The following is a 16,015-nucleotide window of genomic DNA, read 5'->3' on the forward strand; positions in this document are numbered from 1 at the left end:
CCACTTATGTGATTATTAATCATCACCAACCCGGGTTTTGGGTCAGGTTATCGTTGAGTGTAATCTCACTTTCGGGAATTGAATTCAGGTAATCCCGGTCCAGTTTAAAACCATAGCCTTCGGGAATTGCATTCCGGAAAGGATCGAGGAAACCATTTTCATCAACCGGAAATGGGTTTTCTGCGATCTGGGAAGCCTTGAATCCTTTTGGGCGAGTGCCGACAATCAGCTCGTCTGCCGCTGCCCAACGGGCAATATCATCCCACCGAAAGCCTTCCGCAGCCAGTTCTACCCTGCGTTCGCGCCGTATCTCATTGATAACGGGCGGCAAATCGGGGAAATCCCAGTTGGGGTCCGTAGCAATATCACTCAACACGAGGTTGGGCATCCCTACACGGTCGCGCAGCAGTTTGATGGATTTGTCGATATCGGCCTGGCTAAGAGTCCCCAGTTCGGCCCTGGCCTCTGCAAAGTTGAGCAGGGCTTCGGCATACCGGTAAATCAGGCCCGGTGACTCTTCGTACTGCTGCACATGGTATGTTGTATTCGGGTTGTACCCTTTCTGGATGATGTAGCCACCGGGCGCGTTGTAATCGGCGGTCGAATTGAGCTTGTTGTAAGCGTCGCTCCAATATTCTATATCGCCATCGGGGAGGATCTGCCATACCTGATCTGGCGTGGCAATGGTCTGGTAGAACCGCGGATCGCGGTTTTCGGCTTCCGACGCCAGCGTGTTATACCCACCAAACAGTGTATTGCCACTGATGGGACGGCCATCAGTACACAGGTATGTATCGGCCAGTTGCTTGGTAATGGTCTTGTTGGTCGGGGTTTTCATCCGGAAGAAACGGTCGTTCGTGAAATCCCCGTCGCCCTGGGTGACGCTTTGGTCGAAATTCTGCCAAAACATCACTTCGCTATTGGTCGAGTAGTCCAACAGGGAAAACAGGTCTTTATAGTCCGAGCCGGGGTTGCCCGTACTGTATATGCTGTACACACCTCCGTCGATGAGTTCTTCGGCAGCCTCGGCTGCTTTGGTAAAATACTTATCCGGGTCGGCATCGTCCACACCAAAGGGTGTACCGTCATGGTATTTTTCCCACGAGCCTTCGTACAGCGCTACCCGGCTTTGGATGAGCAATGCCATCCAGCGGTTTATCCGTCCGGCTCCCGAGGTTTTGTCGGCAGTGAGGTATATGGCAGCGGAATCCAGTTGCTGAATGATAAAATCGGCCACCTTATTACGCGGATCCCTCGGGTTGTATAACTCTGGCGAATCGGTGTTCAACTCCTTTGTGATGATCTGTATGTCCCCGTAGCTCTGCATCAGATTGAAATAAATCAACCCCCGGAAGAAATACGCTTCTCCCAGGTATTGCTGGTATTCCTCCAGTTCGTGGTTTGCTTCTACCCTACGGTAATTATCGAAGAAGAAATTGATCCGGCGCACATCGCCGAACCCGATAGTTCCCGTAGTGGAAACCACCCGTGTACCCTGCAACCGTATATCGGGCGTACCAGCCACCTCGTTATCGCTGTTGAAGTCGCTCCCGTGGTTGGCATACTTGGGGAAATTCTTCCTGTTATAGAAGGTGTTAAGGTAGGCGCGCATTTGCCCTGGTGTTTCGAAGAAAACATCCGATGTGGTCGCATCCAATGGTTCCCGGTCGAGGAAATCATTTTGGCAAGCGCTGTTCATCAGCACTGTAAATATGGTGGTAATGATGAAATACTTTTTCATGACATTGCTGTATTAAAGTTAAAAAGTAATATTCAATCCGAGCGAGAACGACCTGGTATTCGGATAAATGATACCGGTTGTCTGGTAGCCCCCGAAACTTTTATCCGAAGCGATCATTGTTTCCGGGTCGAAAACCTTCGGTACACTAGAAATCAACAACAGATTTTCTCCGGAGACATACACCCTCACGCTGCTGATATTGAACCGGTTGGTAAAATCGCCCGGCAACGTATACCCGAGCTGTATATTCCGAAGCCGCAAATAAGCTGCATTGACCAGGTACCGGCTTTGGACCTGCCGGTTCTTTTCCGTTTCCGTAGTAAAGTAGGGCTTGGGGAGGTAAGCGTCGGTATTGGGGCCGAGGAGATTGGTCTCATCGGCCGGCCGCCAATAGTCAAGATTATGTGAGTCCCTGAAAATTGCGGAACCCGCCCATGCCCGGGTCATCCCCCAGAAGACCGGCGAATTGAGCTGCGGATAATAGTCCTGCTTCCCTACGCCCTGCCAGAACATCGAAAAATCGAACTGCTTCCAGTTTACGCCCCCCGTGATACCGATATTGTACCGCGGCTGGTTATTTCCGATGACCGTGAGGTCTCCGTGGTCATCCAGGGTCCGCTGGCCGTCGTTAATAACACCATCGCCATTCAGGTCCTTGTATTTCATATCGCCAGGGCCCCATTGGTCGTGGTATTTGGACTGGTCTGCCATCGCTTCTCCTTCAGCCTGGATCAGTCCGTCGCTCTTGAAGCCCCAGATCTCTCCAACCTGTTTACCGGTATACCAGGTGTCGATCACTCCTTTATCGTTACGGTATTTGAGAATTTTCGAACGGTTGTCACCAAGGCTCACACTGGCGTTATATCCGAACTGGGGAGAAGGTCTGTCTTTCCAGGACAACACGATCTCATACCCCCTGGTAGATAACTCCGCATTGTTGGTGCGCGGCGCGGCAGTGCCCAACTGGTACGGCAGGGAAAGTGCCGGCCCTACCATATCGGAAGTTACCCGGTTGTACCAATCGAATGTCAGGTTTAACCGGTTATCCAGGAATGCCGCATCGACCCCTATATTGAACGAGGTAATGGTTTCCCAGGTCAGATCATCACTGATGAGTGCAGGCACATCGGCGTAGGCCGGTCGTTCACCATCAATGATCCATCTCAACTGGCTACCGGTGGGTATTGTGGCCAGATAGCGGTAATTCCTCACATTCTGCGTACCTGAAGTCGTTACATTCTGGTTTCCCAGGGCACCATATGAAACCCTGATCTTCAGGTTATTCACATAATCCCGAATCGGTTCCCAGAAACTTTCCTTGGAGATTGCGTATCCTAAGGAACCCGAAGGGAAAAAGCCCCAACGATTCCCCGATGCAAACCGGGAAGAGCCGTTGTACCGCGCACTGAACTCAAGGAGGTATTTTTCATCGAAATTATAATTGATCCGCCCAAAGACCCCCTGGGTAGCCCAATGATAGATCAGATCGTCCAGATTCCGCTCCCCCAATGAGGTGCTGATGGAAGGTACATCCACATTGATCAGGTTGCTCCCCGATCCTGTCAGCCCCGTATAATAGCGGTATTCCTGTTCATACCCTACCATTGCTTTGAGATAATGCCGGTTAAAGGTATTTTCGTATGAAGTAATGCCATTGATCATCTTATAGATATTCTGGGAGAAGGCCGACTCATAACCGGAGATGGCCTTGCCGATGTTACCGAATTCGCCCGTACCCAGCTCTACCGGTACGGGTCGCGGGTTGGATGTACTCCGGTGTCCCTGGTTGTTGTAATTGAAAGTAAACGAGGTTTTCCACCCTTTGACGGGTTCCAGTTCCCCGCCCAATGTGATGAAAAAGTCATTGGTATAGCCTTTATCCCGTCCGGCGCCCTGTAAATTCCGTACCAGGGGGCTTTGCACGGTTCCATTGATGTTATAGAACGGCATCATCGGAGCAAAGGTGAGCATTCCGTTGAAGAAGTGCTCCCGGCCCACGGTAGTAAAGCCAATGGGGTAGTCGGTTTTTTTAGAGGCATACTTTACACTGGAATTGAATTTCAGCCAGGAAGTGATCTCGGCATTGTAATTGCCCATAAAATTATAGCGTTTATAGCTGTCATTCCCCCAGCTATACAGGCCATTTTCTTCTACATACCCCCCGGAAATGTAAAATTGGTTCCGCTCGTTACCACCCGACACATTGATGTTGTGTTTTTGGTTGAAGGCGGTATTTCCCATCAAAACATGTGGCCAGTCGTTGTTGGCATTACCGTTTCTGCGGCCGCCCCAGATGTTATCGATAGGATTTTCCGGATCGTATTCGTACGGGAAAGTGCCATCCTGGTACCCCCGGATACGTTCCATTTGTTCATCGCTGTACACCGCATTCATCCCGGCATTGGCGGCCGCCTGGTTGTATGCCGTAGCCCAGGTATACGAATCTACAAAGCTGGGCAAACGGACAGGGCTACTGAACGATAGGTTATTGGTATACTGGACACTGACCCCGCCGGTCTTCTTTCCTTTCTTAGTGGTGATGAGGATTACCCCGAAAGGTGCCCGTGACCCATAGACCGCGGATGCCGAAGCGTCTTTCAATATAGAGACGCTTTCTATGGATTCCGGATCGACATTATTGATATTCATCTCCACGCCATCTACCAGTATCAGCGGTGAGGCATTACCTTCCAGGGATCCCATACCCCGGATGTTCCAATTGCTGGCGGTACCCGGCTCACCACCCCGCATGTTCATGGAGATGTTGAGGTTGGGCGATGCCCCCTTGACCAGGTCGGCTACATTATTTGCCGCACGGTCCTTGAGGCGGTCGCCCGAAATGACATCGACAGAACCGGTCAGGTTTTCCTTCTTTTGCGTGCCGTAGCCGACTACCACCACTTCATCCAAGCCTTCTGCATCTTCAGCCAGGGTAACGTTGATCGTGTTCCTGCCGTTTACTGCTACTTCCTGGGATTTAAACCCTATGTAGCTAAATACCAAAACAGCATCTTCCTCAACATCCTCCAGGGTAAAATTCCCGTCGAGATCTGACTGGGTGCCGTTCGTAGTACCCTTTACTACAATGTTGGCACCAGGCAAAGAGCCGCTTGCATCCGATACCTTTCCGGAAACCGTTACCTGAGCCTGTGCCGCCCAGGCACAAAACAGGGCGATAAATGGAACGATCTGTTTTAGTGAAGTTGTTTTCATGTTACTTTGAATTGGTTAATTTGTGTTAAAATTAGCAACGGTAAACGGACAAATTCAAACAATAAGACGTAAAAATTAACGGGAACGTTCCCGAAATATATTTACTAATGTTAAAAAAATATGAGTTTGATTTGTTTGTATGAACCTGGGTAACATATGCTATTTAACCCACGCCAATAGCCCGTATTTGGTATGTAGAACACGGCGGAATTATCCGGGGAAAACAGTGCTGATTGAAGGAAAGGGCGGTGTTGCTTTGCCTGGTATTCAAATTGCCAAAATGCACGGAGCCGAAGTCACCGGTTCAGAAAATGCCTATAAACTTAAACAAGTAAAAAATAAGAGCCGATCACGTTCTTGGCCGGAATAAAGAAGATCCGATAGAAGCCGTATATCGAAGAGAAGTCTTTGTATAAGTGTCTGTAGGGAAAATAGTGCAATAATGTAGTTTAAAGGATTATGGAGCGTTTCGACCTTCTTTGATCAGTTTTATTAAAATCCCCATTTGACCCAGATGGTAGATATTATGATGAAGCATTCCATCTATGGCAAATGAATACTCAAATTCGCCTTTGAAGTCCTGATCATAATACGTTTCTTTTAAAAAGGAATCATCTTTATCTTTTAACAGATCAATCACCCGGGAAAGGCTTTTTCGATAATCCTGAACTATGGTGTCCCATCCTAATTTTTTGAGGCTATCGTTATCAGGCCAGTTTTGCTCATCGTTATCCCTAAGCTGGCCTGTTCCGTTCCTTATCTTTAAGATTGTATCGTTGCTCCATGCAGTAAGATGGGCGATTAATTCAGCAACACTGTGCATGCTTGGGGATGGCTTTGTGAATGCTTCCCGCTCCGTTATGGAATTAATTTTTCTATCAAAATTATCACCCATCCAAAGTTTTCCATTTTGAACTTCTAAAAGCTGCCGGATTATATGCCGAATCACTCTCCGATTATCCATATACTTTTTGTGTTTTATAACCAATGATGTACGAACATACGCAAAACGTATTTTGCATATTCACCCCTGTTGTTATAGCATGCCCTGTCCAAATGTCAGCAGATTATTGTCCGGGTCAAGCATTGCAAATTCTTTCTGCCCCCAGGGTTTCATCTGGAGGTGCCCAGCCGGATGTATGCTCAATTTCTTTTCCAGGAATGATTGGTACAGGTTATCGATGTCATCGGTTCGGATATAAACTTGTCCGTAGTTCTCTTTGGGGTCTAATTCTTTAAATTCAAAAAAATGGAGTTGTACATGATCCTTTTGTACCATCAGATATCCTTCATAGTCGGCATTTCCAAATTCCTGAAACCCCAACCTGTTCAGGTAAAAGTTCCTTGTAACCAACTTGTCTCGCATAGGTAATTTTGGGTTTATATCTGTCAGCATATCTTTTTATTTTTTTATAAAAATAAGGAATGGTTTTAAATAATTGGATCTAATATCGCAAGGTTATTCCCTGTTAAAAAGCCTCTTGCGATGATTCAGCCCCCATCCCTTCAAAGCATCAATAACAGGAACCAGGGTATCCGCATAAGGTTCCGGTTTGTACAAAATCTTTACCGGATAGTCGTCCATTACCGTCCTTTTAATTAACTGGTGCACTTCCAGCTCCTTTAGCTCTTTGGCCAGAACTTTAGGCGTTATTCCTGGAATACTGTTTTGTATATCGGTAAAACGCTTATTACCCACCATAATAGAAATAATAATCGGCAATTTCCATTTTCCGTTAATTACATCCAGTGCATCCCTCACAGGTTTTAGAGTGTCCAGGCAGGACAGATAGTCTCGTTTTGCTGCCATATCATTTTGTTTTAAATAGTACTTTCCTTCAGGAAAGTACTATACAAAAGAAAGTAAGAAACCTTAACTTTGCAATATTATTTGATATAAAATTTTTCTTTATCGAAACACGGAAGATATGGATAACCGAGATATTGCCTTTTCCATTTTGGAATTAGCCCTTGTGCCACAAGGAGGTACCATTAAACAGACGCTTAACGATTCGTTAACCGTAGCAAAAGAAGCGGAAGCCAATAAGTACAAACGCTATTGGTTTGCCGAACACCATAATGCCGAATATATAGGCAGTAGCGCTACCTCACTGCTCATTGGCTACGTAGCCGATAACACTTCCAACATCCGGGTAGGTTCGGGTGGTGTTATGCTTCCCAACCACTCCCCTTTGATCGTGGCAGAACAGTTTGGTACCCTGGCCCATTTATACCCCAACCGAATTGATTTAGGGCTTGGAAGGGCGCCCGGTACCGACCCGAAAACTGCCCGTGCCATCCGGTCCGACTTTATGCAGGCCGCACATTCTTTTTCCCGGGAAATAGAAAAAATACAACAATACTTTTCCACAGATAATAAAAATGCAGAAGTACGGGCAACGATTGCAGAAGGTACAGATGTCCCCCTTTATATATTAGGTTCCAGCACTGACAGTGCGCATTTAGCGGCCCGAAAAGGATTACCTTATGCCTTTGCCAGCCATTTTGCTTCAACACATTTATTCAATGCATTAAATATTTATCGCGATGAATTCCAGCCTTCCGATATTTTAGAAAAGCCCTACACCATAGCGGGGATAAATGTTTTAATTGCCAATACGGATGAAGAAGCGGAACGGTTGTTTACTACCTTAATTAAAATGTTTCTCGGGGTTTTGACCGGGGCCAAAGATGCCATACAACCGCCTACGGCAATGACAGAAGAATTACAGGAATTGCTGAAACATCCCTCTTTACACCAAATGTTGAAATACTCTTTCGTAGGAAGCAAACAAACCGTAAAAAAGCAACTTGAAGCATTTCTTGAAGAAACACAGGTAAATGAACTCATCGCAGTATCCACAACCTTTGCTTTAGAAGATCGGATCAATTCTGTAAGGCTGTTTGGCGAAGTCATGACGGAAATCAATGAAGAAAAAATACGAAGAGAGATTGCCTAAGCACAATAAGCGTTAAAATTATTCGCCATACAAATAAGATAGAATGGAGAAATGAAAATAGAATTTATTGGTGTAGACCATATCGGTCAGATATTTGACACATGCCGGGTATCAGGTCGAAATTCCAGAAAACCTTATCCCCCACCCGGACCGATAAAAAGGTTGTTACATAAAAAACGGTACTATTTGATTTTAAATGGTGGCTGTTTGACTTCAGTTGTCCTTTCAGGACAATTTCCGGACTATTTTTGGAGGGTTTGAGAAGATCAACTTCAGAAAGCAACGAATAAAAACATCGGATCATCTACACATAACAAAATAGCAGCCTTCTCTTCCAATCAGGACATCCGGAGTTATTACTTCACTAAAAACAAAACTTATTTCACAAATTTTCATCAAAAACAGTTTTTATTTTATTTGTTGGAAATCTTGACATAAGTTTAGAATATCAGAACTTTTAGAGCCTGTCTGAATTTTATCCCTTCGACAAGCTCAAGGCATCGCTTTTGGCTCTTTTATGTGCCTTTGCCCTCGCGACAGCCTGGCTCCTTCGTTAAAAAGGTCCGGCAGACCTTTTTTATACGCCCGGCCCTGTCTGACAAAAAAATACACTATAAAATATTCCAAAGACAGGCTCTTAGTGAAATAACATAAAAATTACCGAAATGAGTTTTTATCCGATCTGAAAATATTACTAACGCCCTTTCCCCCGAAAGGCCCCAAAAATAAACCTACTATGAAAACCAGAAACGAAGAGCGTCCGTTTACCCATGTAAAGACCCTTACACACCAGGGCCATGCTTTTGCCTTTGCTTCATCGCCTACAACCCGCTCAGGTGATGGATCGGAATATGATGAAGTATTTTGGTGCGTGCTCAACCCTGCTGTCGGAACCGAAGTTGAAGAAAATATCGATGCCGGCGACCTGACAGTCGATGATGGCTGGACAGAACTTATTCCTTTAAATTGTGCCACAGAAACCCGCGTAGCAGGGATGAACCTGCTTTTACGGGATATCCCGGGCGAAGATGCCAATGGAGACCCGAATACCACAGCATCGCTCACACAAGCCAATCCTTTTATTGTGGTATCTGACGGAGACTATATATACCTGTTCCGCACTACGTCGCTGGACCCTCAATCCCAGGGTTCTAATGATACATTTCCCGTGGGGCTTTTAGTGGACCGGTTTATTTTTCAACAGCAGGATATGGCCCTGGCACATGCTACGGAAACCCGCTATGTACGCAGTGAAAATGCGGATGTCCCCGCTTCAGATAAAGACAGCCTGGGCAGTGAGTCCATGGACGGAGAACCATTTTTGGAACCGGCATTCCTCCTGCCCCTTGATGTGCAATTTTCCCCGACCAGTACATTTGCAGTGGTGAGAGTGCCTGTGGGAGATAAATCCCCTGTATGGCATATTTTTGCCCCACAAGACCAGTATATTGTGGCTTTTTCTATTCCTGCTTCCCTTTTTGTTCCATTTGATGTTTCACAATTACACGGATTCAATAAATTTTCCACCAATACCAACAAACAGACCTTTCCTCTTATCGAGCCTTCGGCAAAATACCTGCCTGTTCATAACAATGATGATGATGGCAGCGGACAAAATACTACTCCCCCGGTAAGCAACTTATCAGCTACACTCTACTACCGTCAGGAACCTGCGTACACCAATGACAGCGGCGCCATTAGTGTAATGACCAATGCAGGGATCATGCTCAGTTTGTCCTGCGGTCAATTATTCAGTGTACTGGATATCGACCTCGGTTTGAACGGGCGGCTTGCAGGCTCGTCAACGGAAAAATGGATGAACAGCGATCCGGAAGCCGTTGAACTCAATTTACCGGAAATCCCTTTTTATGGCACAGCCCTCGAACTAAACGGCCGTAGCGATTATATTACGCTACCTAATAGCAGCGCCAGCGGGCATACGTTTGAGGCCTGGATCATGCCGTATGCAAATCCACAGGAGGATCAGTGTATTTTCGAACTGGAGTTCGGCGATGGTGACGATAAAAGCAGCGGCGGAATATGCCTGATGAATGATTTACATTTAGGCCTGTTCAAAATAAATCCAGAGACACGCAATCTATTGTACCCGACTATCCTGGATCAGCTTCCCCCATTACCCCCCAATGTCTGGACACATATCGCGTTTACTTTTTCCAGTTCAGGATATTTGAAAGGATATTTAAATGGCTGGGAAGTGGGTGACTTTCAAATTTCCCCATCGCCTATCGGTCAACCGGTTGGAGCAACCGTGGGGCGCAGCGAACTAGCACATAGGTATTATTTCAAAGGCTTAATTGGTGAAATGCGTATTTGGGACAGTAAATTGGTTAGTCGTCAATTGAATAAATACCGAAGTATCGATGTATTGGAACAAAAAAAGGATAGCGGCATTAATTCTGTTTATCAAATGGATGAGGGCCAGGGTAATACGTTAATAAACAAGGTTGAAGGTAGTACGCACGAAAACGCGGTTTGCCAGGGTGGCCGGTGGATAGGCGCCGCCTCTGCCAGCCGTATTAGTATGCCCCTTGTCGGTAATCGCGACAAGGGTTTGCTTGCTATTTACGGGGCTGTACTTCCCGACGTTCAAACCCGGGGTGCCGCCGCCCTGCTTCCCAGCGCGGATGGTTTGATCCGAATGGCCTACCGAAGAACGGACGATCATTGGGGTTCAATTCATTACGATACACGTACCCAGCGCAACCAGGTGATATTATCGTGGCAAGGAAGCCAGGATAACCAAATGTCTGTGAAATTAAGGTTTGTAGCACTGGCTCCGGGCACGTTATTCAATCTAGGCGGTGTATTCATTAAGAATGATACTGAACACGATGGTATGATAACCATTACTATGAGTGAGAATGTCTTAAAAAATGATAAATTTGGGCTATACGAATGTTGGACAGCCGTCCCACGAAAACTTTCCTCGATTGTTGATATAATCAATGGCCGGATGCCAAATTCGGTTAAAGAACCGGGTTACAATTATACAGAGAACGTCACGAGAATGCTTAACGGAACAGTCCTGACAGAAGATCAATTACCTGAACGTTTACATCCGTACGCTTCTCTCTTATTTGGCGCAACCGGTATTCATCAACTGGGCGAAGACCTCGATCAGTTCGTGCCCGATAACCCTTCCCCTCCTAATTCTGTACAATATGCTTTCCTAGCCGCTTCAGATCCGCAATGGGTATTGGACCCTGTCCCGGCAGCCGTTAAAAACCCAGTATTCTGGTTTGAAGATAGTGCCGCGGATAAACTTCAATTAGACGGAGATGTAACCCTGGAGGCCTGGGCAATCAGTTCTGATCACCTTACCGGTACTAATACTATTTTATTTCAGGGATATGGCAATACACCTTATGTTTTTGGCTTAACCAAAGACAACCATCTGTATGCTGCCAAGAACAAGGGGAGCGATATCGTATTTGCCATTGGTAAGGACCCGGTCCCCGATAGTATGCAATGGACACACCTCGCCGCGGCCTATCGTTCAAGCTGGGGCCTGCACTTGCATGATGAGGCCTATATTCGATGCGGTAAACTGCAAAGGGAACCCGGAGAGGCGATCACGGTAGAAGCCTGGGTATGTCCTGATACGGAAAGTATTAACAGCGGCAAGGTAGTTCCCATCATATCGCAGTGGGCCCCCGAGATGAAAGACAAAAGATTTAAGTTGGCCCTGGATTCCGGTAAGCCTGTATTCTCAATCCAAGACAATAATGACAACGAATATATTGTTTCCGGCGAAAAATCCTTAACCAAGGGGGCGTGGACCCATCTCAGTGGTGTATATCAGGCCACCGGGACAAAGAACATGCTGTATTTTCCGGAATCTCACAATTCTTATGCCGCAGTACTTGAAAACAGGGGGATACCATCAAGTACAGTGACCATTGAAATGTGGATCAGGCCTGAAAAAAAGGACAATGATCGTTCTACTCTTATCTCTTGTGCGAGAAATGATAAGGCAAATTCCCTTTTCGAATTGTCCATTGATACAAAAGGGGAACTCAAATTATACTATATAACCAAAAAAGACGGGAATCGGAGAATGGGACCTTATTCTACCGGGGTGAATATTCCTTTTGCCTCTGACAAAAATGACGATTCTGCCGATATGCACCTGGCCGTTGTATTCGATTGGATAGCCAGCAGCATCATTGTTTACATCAATGGAGTTCCCCAGCAGTTGAACTCTGATAAACCAAAACCTGATTATGATTTCACCGATAGTTTGCCAGCCTTTGGGTGGATCATCGGAGCTGCGTTGAAAGATTTAAACGAGGATGGAAATATAAATGATACAGAAAAACACTACATAGGAGGTATGCGAGAGGTACGTCTCTGGTCTACGGTCCGTACCCAACAGCAGATCATTGACCATTTGAACGTACCGGTCTCTACATCTGAAGCGGGATTGGAAGGTTATTGGAGTTTGAACGCCCCACCAAACGACAACAAGAATGATTTTGGAGATAGTAATGGGGATGATAGTGGAGATAATAGCGGAAATAAAATCACTATACATCCCCGAATTACCAATGCGGTTAATACCGTAAGTGTAAAGGTATGTGGAGACGCTTATTTTTATGCCGCACCTGTTAAATCTTCACTTACGTTGTATGTCAACAACAGCCAGCCTGCCATAAATAATTTTGAGGAAAACCAGTTACCTGCTAAATTAAATACCGGTGATGCCACTCTTTACATAGGCAAGGAAGATAGTAAAACTTCAGAAATACTTGCTGCCATTGTCGATGACATTCGTATCTGGACAACCGCACGGCTTTCCGCTCAAATCGATTATTATAGAAAACGGGCGATTGACGATCCGGAAAAACATACGGATCTGGCCGCTTACTGGAACTTTGATGAGGGTAAAGGCCAGGAGGTTCGTGATGAAACAGGCGGTAACCCTGGTAAAATTATGGGTGTACGGAATATCGATAAAACCGATGAGGACAATCCTTTTTGGATACCGACTCCTATCACATCTTACTGGACGCTGTTTGTTGACGGAGTTAAAATAGGCATCGATACAGATCCCGGAAACAATCCTGATCATCCCGATCCGAGTGTCGGTGCATGGCTGGGTTTACCAAGAGGATATAGCGGTTATTTGGCGGAGGTAAGGGTATGGGATATTCGACGCAAACAAAGTGCTATACAATCAACCCTGAATCGTACGCTCAGAGGTGATGAAACAGGCCTGGTAGCTTATTGGCCCTGTAATGATAATCAGGGTTCAGGAACGGATGGTGAGGTGGGATTATCTGATAAGGTCATTAATCCTTGCGATGCCCTGTTTTCATCCTCCTCGCCAAATATCCCTTCACAGGTATGGGCCCAACCAGGCACAGACCTGCCATATCCTGTACCGGTAGCGGATGACGTCCAATATGCCATTAATATCAGCAATAAAGTAATGACACGGGAAGCAGAAGCCCTGGAGTTAAGCTCTTCTCCTGCCATTACAGAACTGGAAGCAGGTGAGGGAAAGGTGCACATCGGTATTAAATCTGGTAGTATAACCTGGCTACTGGATACCGATGAAGAACCGGACGCCACAGACCTGGTTTATATCGGGCAAATACAAACAAACGCACAAATCGTTGGTTTTATTGAAGGAGCTCCACCTTTGCCAAGTGAAAATCTGGGCATAGAGCAATCCAGTACGCCGGATAAATATCTGGGAACATCAAGCGTGACTTTAGAAGAAGGAGATCATGTGCGGTTCAGTAATATAAAAGAGGCTTCGTCTGGAGGAGGAGGGTCTCTGGACCTTTCAATCGGATATAAGGAAAACTATCAAGCAGACGCGGTGGTTTCTCCTTTTGGTATTGGTACTATATCACATATAGCGGGCGGTAGCGGACATTTTATGTTTAACTTGAAATTTGACGGTATCGGTCAAAGGCGTAAGGTTACCTCCGGCAGAATAGCCGACAGCAGGAATAAAACCAGTTCAATAATCGTGGATGGTGCTTTTGAGCAAAATTTATATAACATTGGTTGTTTTTCCAAGGAGGAGGTCGGGGTACAGCCCAAACGGATATACAGACCCAACAATATGGGGTCTGCTATAGTAAAGTCATTGGTTGCCGACTTTTATGCGTTACGGTCCAAGCGCACCGGTGCCACTATGGGCTACCGGATTGTTCCGGATCCTAATATTCCGCCCGATACCAATATCATTATGTTTAAACTCAATCCCGGCTATGTAAAAAACGGCACTTTAGATGGATATGTAGGTTTTGACAAAGATGTGCATTATAAAGACTTGGGGCCCGATGAAAAAGGGAGTTACTATAAGGTACAGGAGGCTTATACAATTAAAGGTAAAATTGAAAGACAGCGGGCAGAATATAAAAACTTCTCAAAATCTTTACGATCGGGAAAATTAAAAAAAGACGATGTGAACTTCAGTATGGTCAACACCTATGTATGGGCTGCAGACGGTGGCCTCTCCTCCGAGGAAATGTCTGGTGAAGCGGCGCGTAGAGAGGCCCATGGCCCCTCCTGGGAGATAAAGGCTCAGGCGGGTCTTAACATGGGAGTGGAATTTTTGTTTGGAGTGAATGCATTAATGGGACGTTCTTACAACTTGGATTTCTATGCCGTTGGAGACTTTCAAGGTTTTCACACTAAAGTAAATGGTGAAATCTCCACTTTCTCACTGGAATCAAAGGTAGGTGGCGAAGGTTTTTTGGGAAAACAGGCCATCCCCGTCCCAAATGTAAATGTTACCGGGCTCGATTGGGGATACCGTCCCCAGACACCGGGCGATTTCAGTTACCTCGACCCATCGGCAAATGCACTGACCAAGGCATTGATTGACGCCGGGGTAGTCTCTAAGATCCGTGTCAGGTACGAACCCGAAACATATACTACCAATTATACGATATACGAAGATAAAGACGGAAATTGTATTTTAGAAGATGTGGCAGGTATTTTCAAGGTGGCTTTAGATAATGATACTGATCCAACGAAGGCATCTTTTACTCCGTATGTACAGACAGGGCAATACCCTATCAATTACCAGGCGGCCCCCTGTCCGGGCAAAGTTTTGGGATATCGCTTTATGAGTTTTTACCTGGATCCCGACAAGAAAAATTTTGATGCACTGGCCAATACAAAACGACCTGATGAACAGATCATCGACCAGGACTGGCTTAATAACTCCAAAGATCCCAATGCGGTTGCGCTGAAAGATGCCCTGACCAGGCGTAACGAAGTGTGGAGAGTGTTTCACAGGGTCACTTATGTAAATCGTGTACCGCCTGATGAAAGTTCAGAAAATGCCGGGGATATCAAGCATGTGACCATACCTAACAAAACCAAGCGACCAGACGATATCAGCACAGCACGAAACAGCCTGCTGACCCCTATATTGCTGGGGTATAACCCGCAAATTACCGACAGCTTTCCCAATATTCAACATTCCGGATATCCACCAAACATCCAGATCATTGATAAAAATATTGCATTGGTGGTAGAATCAATGAATTTACCGAAACTACAGGCCGAAAAATTGGCGAATCAACTACATAAATACATGATATCTTATATAGCGCCAGATCAGGAAACGGATATTTTTAGTTTAAAAATACAGGCGGAATATTATACTGATTCATATGGTGTAGCTCTTGATAGCCATGCACAAACAGAGAATGGAATAGATGTTGGCTATATGAGCCGGGATGGGTGGATGGAATATAATAATATCAATATTCCAAAATCAGGAAATTACACTATAGAATACAGGGTTTCTACGGATTGTGATAATATTCGGCTTTCACTACAGGTTGATGGCGGACAAAAAAATTCTTTGGATATTCCCAATACTCATGATTGGTCACATTATATAACAATAGAAAATTCCATGTACATCGAAGAGGGGATGCATGATTTTCGTATCAATTCAGAAACAGGCGCATGGAACTTTGAGTGGTGGAGAATTACCGAAGCCCCTCCGGCAGAAAGTTGTTTTGCGGAAAGCGTTGGGCTAACAGCCGTTGAAGATGACAGTTCGGCTTAGCCGTTGATCTTTAAAAATTCTCGTTGCAACATAGTT

At 45.6% G+C, this 16,015-nt stretch carries 7 protein-coding genes; 2 read left to right on the top strand and 5 right to left on the bottom strand.

Annotation, left to right across the window (positions count from 1 at the left end):
* Positions 1-22 precede the first annotated feature (22 nt).
* The 5 genes from KN811_RS19235 to KN811_RS19255 all read right to left on the bottom strand — a co-directional run bounded on the left by KN811_RS19235 (position 23) and on the right by KN811_RS19255 (position 6,764).
* Complete coding sequence (locus KN811_RS19235; protein ID WP_187966371.1) at positions 23-1,741, bottom strand: RagB/SusD family nutrient uptake outer membrane protein; 1,719 nt, start codon at positions 1,739-1,741, stop codon at positions 23-25.
* Between the two features lie 18 nt (positions 1,742-1,759).
* Positions 1,760-4,954 carry a SusC/RagA family TonB-linked outer membrane protein gene (locus KN811_RS19240; RefSeq protein WP_187966370.1) on the bottom strand — a complete coding sequence of 1,065 codons (3,195 nt, stop codon included), beginning with the start codon at positions 4,952-4,954 and terminating at the stop codon, positions 1,760-1,762.
* Positions 4,955-5,411: 457 nt separating this feature from the next.
* Entirely contained in the window at positions 5,412-5,918 is a 507-nt protein-coding gene (locus tag KN811_RS19245) for a DinB family protein (RefSeq protein WP_187966369.1), read from the bottom strand.
* Between the two features lie 72 nt (positions 5,919-5,990).
* Positions 5,991-6,350: a bleomycin resistance protein gene (locus KN811_RS19250; protein ID WP_187966368.1), complete on the bottom strand. Its 360-nt coding sequence runs from the start codon at positions 6,348-6,350 to the stop codon at positions 5,991-5,993.
* Between the two features lie 63 nt (positions 6,351-6,413).
* A complete protein-coding gene (locus KN811_RS19255; RefSeq protein ID WP_187966367.1) occupies positions 6,414-6,764 on the bottom strand; it encodes a winged helix-turn-helix transcriptional regulator in 351 nt (116 codons plus the stop codon).
* Positions 6,765-6,882: 118 nt separating this feature from the next.
* On the opposite strand from KN811_RS19255, the gene KN811_RS19260 reads away from it, so the two are divergent.
* On the top strand, positions 6,883-7,914 hold the full coding sequence (locus KN811_RS19260; RefSeq protein ID WP_187966366.1) for an LLM class flavin-dependent oxidoreductase: 1,032 nt from the start codon (positions 6,883-6,885) through the stop codon (positions 7,912-7,914).
* 736 nt (positions 7,915-8,650) lie between these two features.
* The gene (locus KN811_RS19265; protein WP_187966365.1) at positions 8,651-15,979 is read left to right on the top strand and encodes a LamG-like jellyroll fold domain-containing protein; all 7,329 of its coding nucleotides are present in this window, start codon (positions 8,651-8,653) and stop codon (positions 15,977-15,979) included.
* The last annotated feature ends 36 nt before the right edge of the window (positions 15,980-16,015 follow it).

Source organism: Sinomicrobium weinanense, from assembly GCF_018863395.1.
Classification (GTDB): Bacteria; Bacteroidota; Bacteroidia; order Flavobacteriales; family Flavobacteriaceae; genus Sinomicrobium; species Sinomicrobium weinanense.

Bases quoted from the DNA above. Each gene is read 5' to 3' on its own strand.
- KN811_RS19245 (WP_187966369.1), bottom strand. From the start codon at position 5,918: ATGGATAATCGGAGAGTGATTCGGCATATAATCCGGCAGCTTTTAGAA.
- KN811_RS19250 (WP_187966368.1), bottom strand. From the start codon at position 6,350: ATGCTGACAGATATAAACCCAAAATTACCTATGCGAGACAAGTTGGTT.
- KN811_RS19255 (WP_187966367.1), bottom strand. From the start codon at position 6,764: ATGGCAGCAAAACGAGACTATCTGTCCTGCCTGGACACTCTAAAACCT.
- KN811_RS19260 (WP_187966366.1), top strand. From the start codon at position 6,883: ATGGATAACCGAGATATTGCCTTTTCCATTTTGGAATTAGCCCTTGTG.
- KN811_RS19240 (WP_187966370.1), bottom strand. From the start codon at position 4,954: ATGAAAACAACTTCACTAAAACAGATCGTTCCATTTATCGCCCTGTTT.
- KN811_RS19265 (WP_187966365.1), top strand. From the start codon at position 8,651: ATGAAAACCAGAAACGAAGAGCGTCCGTTTACCCATGTAAAGACCCTT.
- KN811_RS19235 (WP_187966371.1), bottom strand. From the start codon at position 1,741: ATGAAAAAGTATTTCATCATTACCACCATATTTACAGTGCTGATGAAC.